The 17164-nt window shown below is 61.0% G+C and carries 16 protein-coding genes; 7 read left to right on the forward strand and 9 right to left on the reverse strand.

Translation table 11 applies throughout. The annotated features are described in order from the left end of the window. Positions 1–12: 12 nt before the first annotated feature. Positions 13–1320 (forward strand): type III glutamate--ammonia ligase, encoded by a 1308-nt coding sequence (glnT, locus tag QWE_RS04335; RefSeq protein ID WP_006724868.1) that lies wholly within the window; start codon positions 13–15, stop codon positions 1318–1320. A 14-nt stretch (positions 1321–1334) separates the two neighbouring features. On the opposite strand, the gene QWE_RS04340 is transcribed toward glnT, so the two are convergent. The 6 genes from QWE_RS04340 to QWE_RS04365 all read right to left on the reverse strand — a co-directional run bounded on the left by QWE_RS04340 (position 1335) and on the right by QWE_RS04365 (position 7523). Then, complete coding sequence (locus QWE_RS04340) at positions 1335–2414, reverse strand: ABC transporter ATP-binding protein (RefSeq protein WP_006724869.1); 1080 nt, start codon at positions 2412–2414, stop codon at positions 1335–1337. Further along, positions 2411–3238 (reverse strand): carbohydrate ABC transporter permease, encoded by an 828-nt coding sequence (locus tag QWE_RS04345; RefSeq protein ID WP_006724870.1) that lies wholly within the window; start codon positions 3236–3238, stop codon positions 2411–2413. Before QWE_RS04345 ends, QWE_RS04340 begins: the two co-directional genes overlap by 4 nt. Continuing rightward, a complete protein-coding gene (locus tag QWE_RS04350) occupies positions 3235–4137 on the reverse strand; it encodes a carbohydrate ABC transporter permease (RefSeq protein ID WP_006724871.1) in 903 nt (300 codons plus the stop codon). Before QWE_RS04350 ends, QWE_RS04345 begins: the two co-directional genes overlap by 4 nt. 139 nt (positions 4138–4276) lie before the next feature. Further along, positions 4277–5509 carry an ABC transporter substrate-binding protein gene (locus tag QWE_RS04355; protein WP_006724872.1) on the reverse strand — a complete coding sequence of 411 codons (1233 nt, stop codon included), beginning with the start codon at positions 5507–5509 and terminating at the stop codon, positions 4277–4279. Between the two features lie 63 nt (positions 5510–5572). Continuing rightward, positions 5573–6475, reverse strand: a complete 903-nt coding sequence (locus QWE_RS04360) for a sugar phosphate isomerase/epimerase family protein (protein ID WP_006724873.1) — start codon at positions 6473–6475, stop codon at positions 5573–5575. Positions 6476–6479: 4 nt separating this feature from the next. Continuing rightward, positions 6480–7523, reverse strand: coding sequence for a Gfo/Idh/MocA family protein (locus tag QWE_RS04365; protein WP_006724874.1), 1044 nt, complete (start codon positions 7521–7523; stop codon positions 6480–6482). A 133-nt stretch (positions 7524–7656) separates the two neighbouring features. Here QWE_RS04365 and QWE_RS04370 point away from each other — a divergent pair, with 133 nt between their 5' ends. Beyond that, complete coding sequence (locus tag QWE_RS04370; RefSeq protein WP_006724875.1) at positions 7657–8673, forward strand: LacI family DNA-binding transcriptional regulator; 1017 nt, start codon at positions 7657–7659, stop codon at positions 8671–8673. A 13-nt stretch (positions 8674–8686) separates the two neighbouring features. Here the strand turns inward: QWE_RS04370 and QWE_RS04375 are convergent, their stop codons facing one another. The 3 genes from QWE_RS04375 to QWE_RS04385 are packed head-to-tail and all read right to left on the reverse strand — an operon-like array spanning position 8687 to position 11514. Further along, the gene (locus QWE_RS04375; RefSeq protein WP_006724876.1) at positions 8687–9670 is read right to left on the reverse strand and encodes a PDR/VanB family oxidoreductase; all 984 of its coding nucleotides are present in this window, start codon (positions 9668–9670) and stop codon (positions 8687–8689) included. Between the two features lie 34 nt (positions 9671–9704). Beyond that, positions 9705–10448 (reverse strand): GntR family transcriptional regulator, encoded by a 744-nt coding sequence (locus QWE_RS04380; RefSeq protein ID WP_040299445.1) that lies wholly within the window; start codon positions 10446–10448, stop codon positions 9705–9707. Positions 10449–10452: 4 nt separating this feature from the next. After that, positions 10453–11514, reverse strand: a complete 1062-nt coding sequence (locus tag QWE_RS04385; RefSeq protein WP_006724878.1) for an aromatic ring-hydroxylating dioxygenase subunit alpha — start codon at positions 11512–11514, stop codon at positions 10453–10455. Positions 11515–11758: 244 nt separating this feature from the next. Between QWE_RS04385 and QWE_RS04390 the strand changes: the two genes are divergently transcribed. From QWE_RS04390 to QWE_RS04410, 5 genes are all read left to right on the forward strand, one after another. Beyond that, positions 11759–12679, forward strand: coding sequence for an ArsR/SmtB family transcription factor (locus tag QWE_RS04390; protein ID WP_006724879.1), 921 nt, complete (start codon positions 11759–11761; stop codon positions 12677–12679). Between the two features lie 113 nt (positions 12680–12792). Beyond that, positions 12793–14301 (forward strand): arabinosylfuranosidase ArfA, encoded by a 1509-nt coding sequence (gene arfA / locus QWE_RS04395; protein ID WP_006724880.1) that lies wholly within the window; start codon positions 12793–12795, stop codon positions 14299–14301. A gap of 26 nt (positions 14302–14327) precedes the next feature. Next, positions 14328–15425, forward strand: coding sequence for an ABC transporter ATP-binding protein (locus QWE_RS04400; RefSeq protein ID WP_006724881.1), 1098 nt, complete (start codon positions 14328–14330; stop codon positions 15423–15425). A 1-nt stretch (position 15426) separates the two neighbouring features. Next, a complete protein-coding gene (locus QWE_RS04405) occupies positions 15427–16308 on the forward strand; it encodes a carbohydrate ABC transporter permease (protein ID WP_006724882.1) in 882 nt (293 codons plus the stop codon). Next, positions 16305–17156: a carbohydrate ABC transporter permease gene (locus QWE_RS04410; protein ID WP_006724883.1), complete on the forward strand. Its 852-nt coding sequence runs from the start codon at positions 16305–16307 to the stop codon at positions 17154–17156. The genes QWE_RS04405 and QWE_RS04410 overlap by 4 nt, the downstream gene beginning before the upstream one ends. Positions 17157–17164 lie beyond the last annotated feature (8 nt).

Here is a 17164-nt window from a genome sequence, read left to right on the forward strand (position 1 = left end):
CAGGGGAACGACGTGACACAGGATCTGGCAGGCTTCGCCAAGGAGCGAGGCATCAAATACTTCATGATCAGCTTCACCGATCTCTTCGGCGCCCAGCGCGCCAAGTTGGTCCCGTCTCAGGCCATCGCCGACATGCAGAAGGAAGGTGCCGGCTTCGCGGGCTTTGCCGCCTGGCTCGACCTGACACCGGCCCATCCCGACCTTTTCGCCATCCCTGACGCCTCCTCAGTCATCCAGCTCCCGTGGAAGCCCGAGGTCGCCTGGGTCGCTGCCGACTGCATGATGGAAGACGAACCGGTCGCGCAGGCCCCTCGTGTCGTTCTGAAGAAACTGGTGGCAGAGGCCGCGGAGCATGGCCTGCGCGTCAAGACCGGCGTCGAAGCGGAATTCTTCCTTATCTCGGCTGACGGCGAGGCGATCTCTGACCAGTACGACACAGCCGAAAAGCCCTGCTACGACCAGCAGGCGCTGATGCGCCGCTACGACGTGATCGCCGAGATCTGCGACCACATGCTGGCACTCGGCTGGAAGCCCTACCAGAACGACCATGAGGACGCGAACGGCCAGTTCGAGATGAACTGGGAATTCGACGATGCCCTTGTTACCGCCGACAAACATTCCTTCTTCAAGTTCATGGTGAAGTCAGTCGCCGAAAAACACGGACTGCGCGCCACCTTCATGCCGAAACCCTTCAAGGGGCTCACCGGCAACGGCTGCCATGCGCATATCTCGGTCTGGGATATCGATGGCAAGGTCAACGCTTTTGCCGACAAGGACATGCCCTTCGGCCTCTCGACGAAGGGCAAGACCTTCCTCGGCGGCATCATGAAGCACGCCTCGGCACTCGCCGCGATCACCAACCCGACGGTCAATTCCTACAAGCGCATCAACGCCCCACGCACTGTCTCCGGCGCCACCTGGGCACCGAACACGGTCACCTGGACCGGCAACAACCGCACCCATATGGTCCGCGTGCCCGGCCCCGGCCGCTTCGAACTCCGCCTTCCCGATGGCGCCGTGAACCCCTACCTGTTGCAGGCGATCATCATCGCGGCAGGCTTGAGCGGCCTGAAGAGCAATGCCGAGCCCGGCCCGCATCACGACATCGACATGTACCGCGACGGCCACACAGTGAAGGATGCGCCCCGGCTGCCGCTGAACCTCCTCGACGCGCTGCGCGCCTTCGAACAGGATGAAGTCCTGAAAGCCGCTCTCGGATCGGATTTCTCAGACGCCTACATCAAGCTCAAGCACGATGAGTGGAACAGCTTTTGCGGGCACTTCACGGCCTGGGAACGCCAGATGACACTGGACATCTGACGCCTTCCGTTTGGTCAGCTCGCGATCTCGATCCGCTGTTCGCTGTCTGCATCGAAGAGATGCAGATGCGCCGGATCGAAGCCGAGCGATACCATCTCTCCATGTCGCAGAGACTGGCGCTCGGAGACGACCACATTGATCTCCGGCTGGCTGGCCGAGGTGATGTAGGTCATCGACCCCGTGCTCTCGACGACACCGACAGGCAGGCGGATTTTGGCCTCTGCGTCCGGGACAATTCGCAGATGCTCGGGCCGCAGCCCGACGGTGAGATTCGAGGCTGAAGGAACAGGTCTATCGAGGGAGATGGTTTGCGGGCTGCCGAGATCGAGCACCAGCGACTTGCCATCAGTGCCAACCGTTGCCGGAATGAAATTCATGGCGGGTGACCCGATGAAGCCTGCGACGAATTTGTTGACCGGTCGGTCGTAGAGCTCGAGCGGCGCGCCCTGCTGCTCGATCACGCCTTGCCGCATGACGACGACATGATCGGCCATGGTCATCGCCTCGATCTGGTCATGGGTGACATAGACGGAGGTGGCACCCAGCCGGTCATGCAACGACCGGATTTCCTTGCGCATGTGGACGCGGAGCGCAGCGTCGAGATTGGACAGCGGTTCGTCGAACAGGAAGGCCTTGGGATGCCGGATAATGGCCCGGCTCATCGCCACGCGCTGGCGCTGACCGCCGGAGAGTTCACGCGGGTAGCGGTGCAACAGATTGGACAAGCCCGTCGTCGCCGCCACCTCTTCCGCTGCCTTCTTCGCCTCTGCCTTCTTCACACCGCGAATACGCAGCGAATAAGTGAGGTTCTCTTCAACCGTCATGTGCGGATAGAGCGCATAGGACTGGAAGACCATGGCAAGGTCGCGCTTGCGCGGCGGCACCCCGTTCATGCGCTCGCCGGCAATGATCAGATCACCTGCCGAAATGCTTTCGAGCCCGGCCAGCGACCGCAGCAAGGTAGACTTGCCACAACCGGATGGCCCGACCAGCGCCACAAACGAGCCCTTCTTGATCTTAAGGTCGATGTCGCGCAGCGCGTGATAGGCGCCGTAGTATTTGTTGACGCGGGACAGTTCGATCTGATGGGTCATTTGAGAGCTCCAGACGTGAGCCCGGAGACGATCCGGCGCTGCAGAAGGACGAAGGCCGCCAGGATCGGCGTCACATAGATCGCGGCAAAAGCCATGATGTTGTTCCACTCGTTGGTGTTCGGCCCCATGAAGGAATTGAGCCCCACGCTCGCGGGCTGCAGGTCAGCGTTCTGGATCATCGACTTCGAATAGACGAATTCGCCGAAGGCCTGCATGAAGATCAGGATGGCTGCGACCAGTATGCCGTTGCGGGCAAGCGGCAGCACGATGTTGAAAAAGGCCCCGATCCGCGAATTGCCGTCGACGAGCGCTGCTTCCTCCAGCTCGATCGGCACGCTCATGAATGTGGCCCTGACGAGTACCACGAAGAACGGCATGCTCTTGGCGGCAATCGCGATGATGACCGACAGTCTGGGATAGTCGAGCATTCCGAGCTGCGAAAAACCGACAAAGATCGGCGTGATCATCAGCGAGGCCGGTAGGACCTGGAGCATCAGGATGAGGAAAAGCCCGACATCGATCCAGCGGTTGCGATAGCGAGCAAGCACATAGGCGCAGCCCGTGCCGAGCACCGTGATCAGCGCTACGGCGCCCACGGCGATGACCAGCGAATTCCACATGTAGCGGGCGAGATTGCGGCTCTCCCAGACATAGGCATAGGTCGACCATTGCGGATCGGACGGCCAAAAACTGGGCGGCGTGGCAAACATCGCCGAACCGCTTTTCAAGGTCGTGATATACATCCAGTAGAGCGGGAAGAGGTAAATGGCGGCGAGCACGAGCGCGATCGCCAGCATCAGCCGGTTTCGAGTGGTCTCGCTCATCCGCGCACCTCGTGTCGTGTTGACCGCACATAGACGACAGACGCGAACATCACGAAGACGATCATGATGACGGAGATCGTCGCCCCCTGCGCGAAGTCGTATTGCCGGAAAGACAGGTCCCAGGCCCAGTATTGCGCGACATTGGACGAGTTGTTCGGCCCACCCGATGTGATGGCGGCGAAGAGGTCGAACTGCTGCAGTGTAAAGATCAGTCCGAGCGAGATGATTGCCCCGATGGTCGAGCGCATCATCGGCAACGTGATCGTCCAGAACCGCTGCCAGACATTGGCACCATCCAACTCCGCAGCCTCGTAGAGATCTTTCGGGATACCGGAAAGACCGACGGAAAGCAGGATCATGTTGAAGGATGTCCCAAGCCAGATATTGGCGATGATCACCGCCCAGAGCGAGTAGTTCGGATCCGAGCGCCAGAAGATGTTTTGCGAGATGATGCCTGCTTCCCGCAGCACGTAGTTCAGGACGCCGAAATCACCCGACAATATCAAGTTCCAGATCGCCCCGACAACAAGACCGGGCATGACCCAGGACACGAGAAAGAGCCCCCGCAGCCAGGACGCGCCCGGAAAATTGGTCCAGAAGAAAAGAGCAAGTCCGAAGCCGATCACGAACTGCCCGGCGATCGAAGCCGCGACAAAGATCGCCGTATTGATGAGGATCGACCAGGTCTCGCGTTGCGCGAACAAGGAGACATAGTTCTTGAAGCCGACAAAGGGCCGGAAGAAGGTCCCGAGCGAGAACATGTCGACTTCCTGGAAACTCATCAGCACGTTGTAGAGCAACGGCAGGCCGGACAGAACGAAGAGAAAGGCGAGCGGCAGCGCCATGAGGCCGATGTCGAAACCGCGGCCATCAGTCAGGCTGGACAGTATCTTGCGCATGCTGGTCTCCGCATCGCGATTGGCACCTCCGGTCAGGCCGCCCCCGCAACTTGTCGGAACGAGGACGGCCGTCCGGGAGATAGGCTAGACAGGGATCCAACAACCTTGAGAGCAGGTCTTCGGACCCCTGCGGATAGGGTCAACCGGTGATGGCCACGATGGTTTCAGCCGCCTGATCAAGCGCTTCCTTAGGCGTCGACTGACCCGTAAGCGCCGCCTGGATGGCATCCTGGATCGCCTTGGAGATCTTCGGCCATTCGGGATGCGGCCCGCGTGGCTGGGCATATTGCAACTGCTCCTGGAAGACCTTGAGGGCCGCGTCCTTCCTCTCGTTGCCGGTCGCCGGCAGGGTTATGTCGGAACGGGCCGGCAGCTGGCCAAATTTCTCGAACATCTGGTCATCTTGCGATGCAAAGTATTCCAGGACCTTGAAGGCTTCTTCCGGCTGCTTTGTATTGGCGAAAATCGCCCAGTTGAAGTCACCCATGGCCGACGAGCGCTCGGCACCGGCTTCCGGCACGGGCAGAAGCGCCACGCGCCAGTCGAACTTGGCTTCATCGCTCATCCGGTTCAGCTCCCATGGCCCGGAGATCGCCATGGCCGCATTGCCAGAGTTAAAGGTGCCGGTAGAATCCCACTGTCCGCGCGTCAGGCTGTCCGGAGAGGCGAGCTTCTCGTCCATCAGGGTTTTCCATGTCTCGAGCGCCTTCACAGCGCCCTCTGCATTAATTGCCTGGTAGCCGCCACCGCCCATCTGCGCCCAGGGAAGAAACTGGAAGGTCCCTTCTTCGCTGGCCTTGGCCGAGAAAGCGAGGCCGTAGACGTTTTTCGCCGGATCGTTGAGCTTACGCGCGGCATCGAGCAGTTCCGCCCAGGTCTGCGGCGGCGTGTCCGGATCGAGGCCCTTCTCCTTGAACATGTCGGCATTGTAGTAGAGGGCGATTGTGTTGGTGGCCTTCGGGACACCGAAGAGCTTACCGTCCCAGGTCACCGAGTTGAGCGGACCGGCAAAGTAGTTTTCTGTCTTGATGGCTTCCGATTTCGCGATCCGGTCCGTCAGGTCGAGAAAGGCGCCACGTGAGGCAAACAAGGCATGCTCGGGATTGTCGATCGCTATGATGTCGGGCGCCTGGCCGGTCGAGTAGGCGCGCATCGCCTCGCTGACAACGTCGTCGAACTGGATCTGGCGGTATTCGACCGTAATGCCGTTGCCGAGCGCGTTGAAGTCCTTGATCAGGTTGGGTGCCGGCTGGATGTCGCGGTCGAGCGACCAGACGGTGATCTTGACGTCCTCTGCCTGGGCGGAAAGCCCGAACAGAGAGACACTGGCGAGCGCCAAGGCGCCGAAGGCGATATGCTTGCGAATACCCATGGTTTCCTCCTCTTGGGTTTCTGCATGGGCCTTGTCCTCCACAAGACCCATATTTCCGAAAGCTCAGACCGGATCGGTGACGAAGTCGCCGCCCCGGCAATTCTTGAGGTAATTCAGGCCATGCACCTGGCCGGTCATTTCCAGCGCATCGCGATAGACGGGGTCATGCCAGCCCTCGATATCGATCGAGCCGGACCAGCCGGCGAGCCGGAGCTCCGAGATCACATCGGTCCAGTTGGTGTCACCGAAGCCCGGCGTGCGCATGAAGACGAAGGGATGTTTTCCGAACACGCCATGTTCACGGATGACATCCCAGCGGATGGTCGCGTCCTTGCCATGGACGTGGAAGAACTTGTGCGCCCATTTGCGGATCTGCGGGATCGGGTCGATCAGATAGACCATCTGGTGGCAGGGCTCCCATTCGAGCCCGATGTGATCATCAGGCGTCTCGTTGAAGATCAGTTCCCAGGCATCCGGATTGTGGGCGATGTTCCAGTCGCCGGTCTGCCAGTTGCCATCCATGGCGCAGTTTTCAAAGGCGATCTTCACACCCTTGTCGGCAGCGCGCTTGGCAAGTTCGCTCCATATCTCGCGATATCGCGGCAAGCTGTCAGTAAGTGGCTTATTACGAACGCGCCCCGTGAAACCTGCGACACATGTGGCGCCGAAATGATGCGCATTGTCGATGCAGTCCTTCCAGCCCTGCAGCGTCTGCAGGTCCATATCGGTCTCTTCCAGCGGATTGCCGAACATGCCGAGCGTCGAGATAGTGATATCGCGGTCACCGATCGCCTCGACGCAGCGCTTGCCGAGATCGGCGAGATCCTGGCCGTTGGTCGTCTGCCAGAAGAAAGGCTCGAAGCTTTCGAAGCCCATATCGGCGATCTGGCCGATCCGCTCGGCCGCCTTGCCGCCGCTGGCGCTGACCATGGTTCCGATACGGATGGAATGTGCAAAATTGCTCACGGGCTCAGTATCCTTCGACTGAAATGCTGACGGGAAGTCCGGTTCGCGCGCTCTCGATTGCGCCGAGGACCATGGACAGGCTGTTGATATTGTCGTCGCTGGCGGTCTCCGGTTTGCGCCCGGACTTCACCGCGTCGATAAATTCGGCGAGCACGCTTCGATGTCCGTGGGTCTCGTCCTCATTGGGCGCCAAAGGCACCGGTAGCACCTGTTGGCCGCGCAATAGCCCCGGCTCATTGCCGGCGACCGCCGCCTCAAAGGTCTCCTCCCCGTCCCAGGTGATCATGCCCTTCGAGCCGACGAGCCTCCACGCGCTCTCCCAGCTGGTGCGCCGCCCTTCGGCGCACCAGGAGCCGCGATAGGTGAAGACGGCATCGCCCGAGAGCTTGAAAATCGCGTTCGCCGACGCGCCATGGGCATACCAGGAGCCGGAAGGATTGCTCTCCACGCAATAGACCGAGAGCGGCTGCTTTCCTGAAACGAAGCGGGCGGCATCGAAAGTGTGGATCGCCATGTCGAGCAGCAAGACATTGTCCATCTCTTCTCGAAAGCCACCAAAATGTGGACCGAGGAAGAAGTCGCAATGGATTCCGGAAAGCTCCCCGATCAAGCCATCCTCGACGGCGCGACGCAGGCGTCGGACACCGGAAATGAAACGGCGGTTCTGCACCACGGCATGCACGCGGCCAATCTCTGTAGCGAGCGCAAGCAGCGCCTTGGCCTCATCCATGGACGTGGCGAGCGGCTTTTCGGACAGCACATGGCAGCCGAGATTGAGCGCTGTGGAGACGACGTTGAAGCGCGCCGAAGGCACCACCACATCGAACACCATGGTCGCCCGCGTCGCCTCGATCACCGATGCGAGATCCGTACCGATAATCACACCTTCCAGTGCGAATTCAGCGGCGAGCGCCTTCGCCGTGGCAGGATCGATGTCGACGAGGCCGACAATCTCGACCTCTCGACCCAGATCGGAAGCAGACTGAAGCGCTCGAAGCCAGCCTTTGGCCATAGCTCCGCACCCGCACAAAACGGCTCTTGATGTCACTGATATCCTCCCAAAGGATGAGCGGAACTCCTCTTCCGCGCATCCCGTAAACGTTTACGACACTATGAACGAGACCTCGCATGTGTCAATAGTTTTTCGTAAACGATTACGGACCATCGCTTGGGGAGGGGAAATGACGGGCATTCGCGAGCTGGCCGAACATCTGGATATTTCGATCGGTACGGTTTCGCGTGCGCTGAATGGCAAGCCCGACGTCAATGATGAGACGCGCCGACGCGTGCTGGAAGCCGCCGAGAAGCTGGGTTACGTGGCAAACCAGGCCGGCCGATCGCTGCGCAAGGGTGCCACCGGCATCATCGGCTTCATGATGCAGACCGGCCATGACATTACAGGCCAGGGAGATACCTTCTTCATGCGCGTCTTCGACGGCATGCAGACGGTGCTTGCCCGCCACAAGCTCGACCTCGTCGCCCTGCTCTGCTCGTCGGAAGAAGATCCGGACGCTTATCTGAAGCGCATCGTCGCCCGCGGCTTCGCTGACGGCATCATCCTGTCGGCCACGCGCTACCAGGATCCCCGCTTCGAACTCCTGCACAAGACGAAGATCCCCTTCATCACCCTTGGCCGAAGCCAGACAGATGTCGGCCAGCCCTGGTACGATCTGGATTTCGAAGGCATGGCGGAAGACGCGATCGAACGCCTGGTGGCGCGCGGTCACACGCGGATCGCGATCAGCCGGCCGCATGGCGACATCAATCTCGGCCATGTCTTCGAGGACCACTGCCGCGTCGTGCTCGCCCGCCACGGACTGGAGCTAGACCCGGCGCATGTCTATCGCTCAGGCCCGAACGAGCCGGGTGGTTATCACGTCGCCCAGCAGGTGATGAAATCACGCGACCGCCCCTCAGCGATCATCCTCCTCAACGAGGCGACCGTCGTCGGCTTCTATCGCGGCCTGCAGGAGGTAGGATTGAAGCCCGGCAAGGATATCGCGGTCATCGGACAATACAGCCCGCAGGCACAGTTCCTGAACCCGGTTCTCACCTGCTTTCGCCCGGACTTGAGGGCGCTCGGCATCGCGCTCGCCGAAAGCCTGCTCGCCACCATGCCGGACTTCGCGCATCACTATCCGGATGCCGTTCGCAGGCGCCTGTGGCCGATGATCCTGATCGAGGGTGAGAGCGACTGATGCAACTGCGGGCTCAGGCCCGCAATGCCTCCTGCCGATAGCCGGTGTCGATCGTCACGCTTCCCCCAACGGCACGCGAGACACAGGCACACATCTTTTCGCCTTCGTGCCGCTCTTCCGGAGAGAAAAACACGTCACGATGATCGATCGGCGTAGATGCGTCGACGATGCTGACCGCGCACAATCCGCATTCACCGCGGCGACAGTCATAGACCATGTCGATCCCCGCCTCCATCAGCGCATCCAGCATGGTCTGATCCGCGCGCACCTCGACGGTTTGGCCGTATTGCGGAACCGTGACCGAGAACGGTTGCTCCGCAAAGCGCCCGCTGTCGCCGAAGACCTCGAAGCGCAGCCGGCTCATCGACCGACCATTCTCGCGCCAGGTATTGCGTGCGGCTTCCAGCAGACCGTGCGGACCGCAGATATAGGCCTCGCCATCGACAGGAAGCGCGGCAAATTCGGCGGTGAGATCGAAGGCCGCACCCTCATCCTGCACGAAGGCCTCGAGACCATCCCCCAGCAATGCCTGCAACTCATCGACAAAAGCCATCTGCGCCCGGCTTTTAGCACCATAGATCAGCCGCACGGAATGACCGCGCGCGACCAGCGCCTTCGCCATGCCATAGATCGGCGTAATCCCGATACCGCCGGCGATCAGGAGATAGTGTGACGCCCGCCAGGAGAGCTCGAAGCGGTTCTCCGGCTCGGTCATCTCGGTCTCGTCACCGACAGCCATGCTCCAGACAAAGGCTGAGCCACCCCGACTGTTGGGATGCAGCTTGACCGCGATCTTCAGCGTGCCTGGCGCGCTCGGCAGCACCGTATAGGTCCGGATCGCCGGCTCGCTCCGAATGACGACCTTGATATTGGTATGCGAGCCCGGGTCAAATGCCTGCCGCAACCCCTCGACCGCGAATGTCACGGCCCGGACATCCTCTGCCGGGGTTTCGATCGATACGACGCGCGCGGCACGCCATTCCAGCTTGGAACGCATGAAATCCTCCCAGATAAATTGACCCCAGATCCGATCAGCCCGCCATCAGGGCAAGCGCCAGAACCTTGCGGCGCAGATCGGGCTGCTCCTCCAGCACGAAATCGAGGTTTTGCCGGGCAAGCCGCGCATGCTCCCGAGCCAGCGCCTCGGCCCGCGCCCCCTCCCGCAATTCGATGGCCGACACGATTGCCTTGTGCTGCGCCTGTGCGACGACGAGCGTCCTGTAGAAGGCCGGCACATCGGACTCCGTGTTGACGAAGGCATTCGGACTCGCAAACGGCAGGCTCGTCATCCGCTCGATCTCCCGGCGCAGAACCTCGCTGCCGGCGAGATCCCAGAGCAGGCGATGAAACCTGCCGTTCAGAGCCTCGTAGCGCTCGAAATCCATGGCAGACGGCTCGGCCAACAAGACATCGTCGAGTTGGGCCACGACCTCGCGAATGGCTTTCATCCGGGCCGGCGTCGCACCGCGTTCGGCAGCAAGCCGCGCGGCGGTGCCTTCCAGCACACCCCGCAACTCGATGGCATCGATCACCTCCTGCCGGCTGAACGAACGCACAGCGTAACCGCCGGACGGAATGAGCGCGACCAGACCCTCCTGTTCGAGCCGCTGCAAGGCGGCCCGAAGCGGCGTGCGCGACACCGAAAGACGCTCGGCGAGAGCGACTTCCGACAGCCGCTCGCCCGGCTCGATCTCACCCGTCAGGATGAGGTCACGCAGACCGAGCAGCGCCTTGGCTGTCTGCTGTTTCGGCGCGCGTTCGTTATCAGCCGTCATGCCATCACTCCGCAGCGACCGCATGAGGCCCCGCCTGCGGCTTCGTCTCGGCATCGATCATCCGGTCGATCAGCTTGCGCGCCCACATCGATCCGGCATCGATGTTGAGGTTGTAGAACTGGTGATCGGGATTGGCATCGATCGCCCGCTGCTGGGCTTCGAGCACCTCTTCGTCCTCACGGAAGACACCGGCGACGCCCTCGCGCAGCTCGTGTGTGCGCGCCTGATTGCCGAGGTCGTAGTTGCGGGCAAAGGCCCAGAAGTAGAGACAGGTCTTGTCCGTTGACGGCGTGATCGTGTTCAGAACATAGCCGTTAACACCCTTGGAACGATCGCCCTGCTTGGCACCCGTACCCGCTTCGGCCACGCCGACGTCGATGGTGACAGTGCACGGTGCTTCGAAGCGGATGATCTGCCAGCGATCGACCTTGCCCGGACGACCAAACTGCTTGCGCCAGAAGGGCGGCGGGTCGATGTCTTCCATCCAGCGAGTTATGTAAGCGAAACGATCCGAATGGCTAGATTCAAACGGCGCCTCGGCAACGGCGCGATTGCCGATCGACGAGCCATGGACGAAGGTTTCGTGCGTCAGATCCATCAGATTGTCGACAACAAGACGATAATCGCACTTCACCTCGATAAGCTTGCCATCGGCAGCCCAGTCGGGATCCTGGTTCCAGTGCATGTCGGGGACGAGTGCGGGATCGGCCAGCGCCGGATCGCCCGGCCAGATCCAGATGAAGCGATGCTTCTCGGCGATCGGATAGGACTTCACACAGGCCGACGGATTGATCGTGTCCTGCGACGGCATGTATACACAGCGCCCTGTCTCGTCGAATTCGAGACCGTGATAGCCACAGATGACATTGTCACCCTCGAGCCGCCCGAGCGACAGCGGCACGAGCCTGTGCCAACAGGCATCGGCGAGCGCGACAGGCGTACCATTTTCCTTGCGGTACAGGACAACCGGCTTGTTGCAGATCGTCCGCGGCAAAAGCTGACGCTTCAATTCGACGTCATAGGCCGCAGCATACCAGGCATTCAGCGGAAAGGTGGGTTTAGACATGACAGCTCCTCCTCTATCGAGCATTAGAGAGCCACACTGTATACATGATGTCAATAACAGCGAGCGAACCACACTGAAATCGCCACCAGTCCCGCCAAAATGGAGCGGGATGTATACACCAATCTCACGGACGACCTTGCTGCAGACCCCGGAGTGTCCGCGCCTCGACCACCTGCCGAACTCTTCCCAGACTTGTTTTCATCAGAATTTCTGATACGCATTGAGAAATGCAGGGAGACCAAACTTGAGCAGCCGCTTTCTCATGATCACGCCGGAAGACGGCAAGGATGTCCTCAAGAGCCTCGCCGCGCCGGCGCGGTTGGCGATCCTGGAACTGCTGCATGCCAGAGGCCCTCTGAACGTCAACGAGATTGCCGAAGTGCTGGAACTGCCGCAATCGACCACATCCACACACCTCAACCAGATGGAGGATGCCGGGCTGATCCGCACCGAGGTTCAGAAGGCACGCAAGGGCAGCCAGAAGATCTGCCATGCCGTTCACGACGAGATCGTCCTCACCTTCACGCGCCCGAATGAAGCGACGGACGAGGCAATCGAGGTCTCCATGCCGGTCGGCCTTTACAGCGGCTACGACATCTACGCCCCCTGCGGCATGTGCGGCCCAGACGCCATTATCGGCTACCTCGATAGCCCCGACACCTTCCTGTCTCCGGACCGCATGAAGGCTGGCCTGCTCTGGTTTACGCGCGGCTATGTCGACTATCAGTTTCCCAACAATGCCAGGATCAAGGGCGCACCCATCCGGGAACTTGAGCTGCTCATGGAGCTCTCCTCGGAGGTACCCGGCACCTCCGAAAACTGGCCGTCCGACATCACCGTCTCGATCAATGGCAAGGCAGTCGCGATCTGGACCTCACCCGGCGACTTCGGCGATCGGCGGGGCAAGTTCACACCGGATTGGTGGAAACTGCGCGGCAGCCAATATGGCGTTTTGAAAAGCTTCCGGGTGACGGACAACGGCACCTTCATCGATGGCATGCGGGTCTCGGAGACGACACTCGGCGACCTCGAATTGCTCGACCACCGATCGATCCGCGTCCGGATCGAAGTGCCGGAAACAGCTGAACATCCAGGCGGAATCAATATCTTCGGCCGCGGATTTGGCAATTACGACCAGGACATCGTCCTGCGCATCAAAACCTGATCACAATTGATTTTCCCGTCGATTTTGCCGGATTGACCTCCGGTCGATCCCGTGTATCATATCCTCAATTATGATAGATATCCGAAAAACGGATATATTTGGAGGAAATGCACATGCGGGCTGTCGGCACCGTTCACCGCGATTACAAGATCAGCACGATCGATCCACGTCTATATGGCTCCTTCGTCGAGCATCTCGGTCGCGCGGTCTACACCGGCATCTATGAGCCCGATCACCCGACCGCCGACGAAAACGGTATGCGTCAGGACGTGATCGATCTGGTGCGTGAACTGGATGTGCCCGTCGTACGCTATCCCGGCGGCAACTTCGTCTCGGCCTACAACTGGGAAGACGGCATCGGACCGAAGGAAGAGCGCCCTGTTCGCCTCGACCTCGCCTGGCACACTTCGGAATCCAACCAGGTTGGCATTCACGAATTTGCCGACTGGGCCAAGGCCGCCAATACCGAGATGATGCTCGCCGTCAATCTCGGCTCGCGTGGCCTCGACGAAGCCCGTGCCTTCCTCGAATACGTCAATCACCCCGGCGGCAGCTACTGGTCGGATCTGCGCCGCAAGAACGGTCGCGAAGAGCCATGGAACGTCAAGCTGTGGTGCCTCGGCAACGAGATGGACGGCCCCTGGCAGATCGGTCAGAAGACCGCCGAGGAATATGGTCGGGTCGCCTTCGAGACGGCCAAAGCCATGCGCGCATTCGACAAGTCGATCGAGCTTGTGGTCTGCGGTTCCTCTTCCCCGAAGATGCCGACCTATCCAGCCTGGGAGGCGACCGTCCTCGACTATACCTATGACAGCGTCGACTACATCAGCCTCCACATGTATTTCGAGAACCACGCTGGCGACACCGCCGCCTATCTGGCGCAGAACGCCCGCCTCGACGATTACATCGAAACCATCGCTTCGGTGATCAAGGTGACCAAGGCGAAGAAGCGCTCGAAGAAGGATGTCTATATCAGCTTCGACGAGTGGAACGTTTGGTATCATTCCAACGAGGCTGACCGGAAGGTGCTCGAGGGCCGTGATGGCTGGCCGCATGCACCGGAGCTGCTGGAAGACATCTACAATTTCGAAGACGTTTTGCAGGTCGGCTGCATCCTCAACACCTTCATTCGTCGCGCAGACGTGGTGAAGGTCGGCTGCCTCGCCCAGCTGGTCAACGTTATCGCCCCGATCATGACCGTGCCCGGTGGCCCGGCCTGGCGCCAGACGACCTACTACCCCTACCTGTTTGCCTCGCGCTACGGACGCGGCACCTCCTACCAGCTGTCGATCGACTGCCCTGCTTATTCGACCGACTTCGCCGAGGCCGTTCCCTATCTCGACGTCTCGGCAGTGGAGAGCGACACCGACGGCGCGCTGACCCTCTTCATCGTCAACCGCCACGAGACCGACGCCATCGCTCTCGATGTCGCGCTCGAAGGCTTCGGCGACCGGAAGGTGATCATGGACAAGGTGATCGCAGGCCACGCGCTGAAGGCGGTGAACGGTCCGGACCAGCAACCCGTGGCGCCTGTGGACGGCAGCGGGGTCACCATTGAAAGCGGACGCCTCACGGGAGAGATCGCGCCGCTCAGCTACCGGATGATCCGGCTGGGCCAGTAACCAATCGACGACGGGGAGGAGAAACCATGTCGGCTTCGATTGAAATTGACAACGTCACCAAGCGCTACGGCGCACTGACCGTGCTCGAGGACATTTCGCTGTCCATCGAGGCCGGTGAATTCGTGGTCTTCCTAGGCCCTTCGGGTTGCGGCAAGTCGACCCTGCTCCGCATGATCGCGGGCCTGGAAGACGTCACAGGCGGCACCATCTCGGTGGCTGGACAGCGCGTCGACACCCGGCCGCCAGGCAAACGCGGGGTCGCCATGGTCTTCCAGTCTTATGCGCTCTACCCGCATATGACCGTGAAGCAGAACATGTCCTTCGGGCTCGAAAACATCGGCATGGCCAAGGGCGAGATCGAAAGCCGCGTGCTCGCCGCCGCCGAGACGCTTGAAATCGGCCACCTGCTCGACCGAAAGCCACAAAAGCTCTCGGGCGGCCAGCGCCAACGCGTCGCCATCGGCCGCGCCATCGTCAAGGAACCCAAGGCATTCCTGTTCGACGAGCCATTGTCGAACCTCGACGCTGCCTTGCGTGGCCGCACTCGTCTTGAGCTTGCGCAACTCCACCACCGCCTCGGCTCGACGATGATCTTCGTCACCCACGACCAGGTGGAAGCGATGACGCTTGCCGACCGGATCGTCATCATGAACGCCCGCAAGATCGAACAGATCGGCACGCCGATGGATGTCTATCAGCGTCCGGCGAGCAAGTTCGTTGCGAGCTTCATCGGCTCTCCTGCCATGAACTTCCTGCCCGTTACCGCCTGGCAGAAAAGCGCGACGGGCCTTGCCGTGAGCACGGCGGGCCTTGGAACGGTGGAAACAGGCTTCCACATGCCCCTTGGCTCCAGTTCAGAGGGCGCCACGCTCGGCATTCGTGCCGAGGATATCCGCGTGGTGACCGACGGGACCGCCGGTGAACCGCTGACGGCCGAGGTGGTCGAGCGTCTTGGCGATCGAACCCTTGTCTATGGCGTCCTCGACGATGGCAGCAAGCTTGTTGTGGAAGCAGACGGCCGCTCCCTGATCAAGGCCGGAGACCGGGTCATGGTCTCGGCCGATCCGAATGCCTTCCACCTCTTCGGCGCCGACGGCAGCGCCTATCGCCGGGAAGGGGAGTGACATGGCCGAGAGCTATCGCCGCAGTCAGTGGAGCCATGGGCTCTTCATCCTGCCTTACCTGCTGGTCTTCCTCGCCCTTCTCGTTTTTCCCCTCTTCTGGGGCATGTGGCTCAGCCTGCACAAGGTCGATCTGTTCGGTCCGGGGCGCTTCGTCGGGCTGACCAATTACTTCCGGGTCGCCGGCGACGCCGTCTTCCTGCAGGCCCTGCGCAATACCATCGTCTTCGTGCTGGTCAGCGTGCCGACACTCGTTGCCCTCGGCCTGTTTCTGGCGCTCGCGCTCAACAGGACGACGCGCACCACCAGTTTCTTCAGAGGTCTCTTCTTCTCCTCCTCGGTGCTATCGGTCACGATCGTGACCCTGATCTGGCGCTTCGTCTTCATCCCCGGAGATGGCTTGCTGTCCGTACTCTTCACGGAGGCGGGCATCGACCAGATCAACTTCATCTCGACGAGGGGCTGGTCGCTGTTTGCCGTCGGTGTCGCGACCGTCTGGTGGTGCGTCGGCCTGCCGATGATGCTTTTTCTGGCAGCACTGCAGCAGGTCCCGAAGGATCTCTATGAAGCAGCCGCCCTCGACAATGCCGGACCCTGGCGGGTCCTGACACGGATCACCCTGCCGTCGATCGCACGCACCATCATGCTGGTCACGATCATCCAGATCGTCTTCCAGTTCCAGCTTTTCGGACAGGCGCAGCTGATGACCAATGGCGGCCCGAACGGATCCTCTCGTCCGCTGGTCATGTATATCTACGAGGTCGGTTTCGTCCGCTGGGATGTCGGTCGTGCGGCAGCAGCGTCGCAATACCTCTTCCTGATCATCCTCGTGGCCGCGATGGCGCAATACATCGTGTCCTCGCGCAAGACGGAGGACGGCGCATGACCGCCCGAGACGACACATACAAGCCGGAAGTGCTGACGACCTACCGGCCGTTGCTTTGGGGCGCAGCCCTCCTGTCGGTCGTCATGATGGCGCCGGTGGCCTGGCTGATCGGCCTGTCGATCAAGAGCAACCAGGAACTGATGGTCGGCACGGACTCGGTTTTCCGTGCGCCCTACACGGTCGCCAACTACCTGAATATCTGGCATTCCTCGCAGGTCTTCGGCTGGTTCTTCAACAGCCTCGTCGTGGCCAGCGGTCAGACCCTGCTGGTTCTGGTGCTGTCGTCGCTTGCTGGCTACGGATTTGCACGGCTCGAATTCCCCTTCCGGCGGACGCTGTTCATCATCGTCCTCTTCGGCCTCGCAGTGCCCGAACAGGCGGTCATCATCGCCCGCCACCAGATGTTCAACTGGTTCGGCCTGCACAACACCTATATCGGCCTGATGCTGCCGGGCCTGTCGGGCGCATTCGGTGTCTTCCTGATGACGCAGTTCTTCCGGGCGATCCCCAAGGAGATCGACGAGGCGGCCTTGCTCGACAATGCCTCGCAATGGCGGATCTTCTGGAAGGTCATGCTGCCGCAGACCCTGCCTGCACAGGCCACGCTCGGCATATTCACCTTCCTCGGCGGCTGGAACGACTATTGGTGGCCCCTGATCTCCGCGACCAAGAAGGAAATGTACACCCTGACGGTCGGGCTTGCTTCATCGCAATCCAACTTTGCCCAGAGCGAGGGCCTGGGCTTTCTCGCGGCCCAGGCGGTCTTCGCCAGCGTTCCGGCTCTGATCGTCTACGTGATCTTCCAGAAACACATCGTCACGGCCGTCTCCGGCGGTGCGGTGAAGTGAAGCCTACC

This window comes from Agrobacterium albertimagni AOL15 (genome assembly GCF_000300855.1).
Taxonomy (GTDB): Bacteria; Pseudomonadota; Alphaproteobacteria; order Rhizobiales; family Rhizobiaceae; genus Allorhizobium; species Allorhizobium albertimagni.

Excerpts from the sequence above, each read along its gene's own strand:
- QWE_RS04340 (WP_006724869.1), bottom strand. The coding sequence starts at position 2,414 with ATGACCCATCAGATCGAACTGTCCCGCGTCAACAAATACTACGGCGCC.
- QWE_RS04345 (WP_006724870.1), bottom strand. The coding sequence starts at position 3,238 with ATGAGCGAGACCACTCGAAACCGGCTGATGCTGGCGATCGCGCTCGTG.
- QWE_RS04350 (WP_006724871.1), bottom strand. The coding sequence starts at position 4,137 with ATGCGCAAGATACTGTCCAGCCTGACTGATGGCCGCGGTTTCGACATC.
- QWE_RS04355 (WP_006724872.1), bottom strand. The coding sequence starts at position 5,509 with ATGGGTATTCGCAAGCATATCGCCTTCGGCGCCTTGGCGCTCGCCAGT.
- QWE_RS04370 (WP_006724875.1), top strand. The coding sequence starts at position 7,657 with ATGACGGGCATTCGCGAGCTGGCCGAACATCTGGATATTTCGATCGGT.
- QWE_RS04375 (WP_006724876.1), bottom strand. The coding sequence starts at position 9,670 with ATGCGTTCCAAGCTGGAATGGCGTGCCGCGCGCGTCGTATCGATCGAA.
- QWE_RS04380 (WP_040299445.1), bottom strand. The coding sequence starts at position 10,448 with ATGACGGCTGATAACGAACGCGCGCCGAAACAGCAGACAGCCAAGGCG.
- QWE_RS04385 (WP_006724878.1), bottom strand. The coding sequence starts at position 11,514 with ATGTCTAAACCCACCTTTCCGCTGAATGCCTGGTATGCTGCGGCCTAT.
- arfA (WP_006724880.1), top strand. The coding sequence starts at position 12,793 with ATGCGGGCTGTCGGCACCGTTCACCGCGATTACAAGATCAGCACGATC.
- QWE_RS04400 (WP_006724881.1), top strand. The coding sequence starts at position 14,328 with ATGTCGGCTTCGATTGAAATTGACAACGTCACCAAGCGCTACGGCGCA.
- QWE_RS04405 (WP_006724882.1), top strand. The coding sequence starts at position 15,427 with ATGGCCGAGAGCTATCGCCGCAGTCAGTGGAGCCATGGGCTCTTCATC.
- QWE_RS04410 (WP_006724883.1), top strand. The coding sequence starts at position 16,305 with ATGACCGCCCGAGACGACACATACAAGCCGGAAGTGCTGACGACCTAC.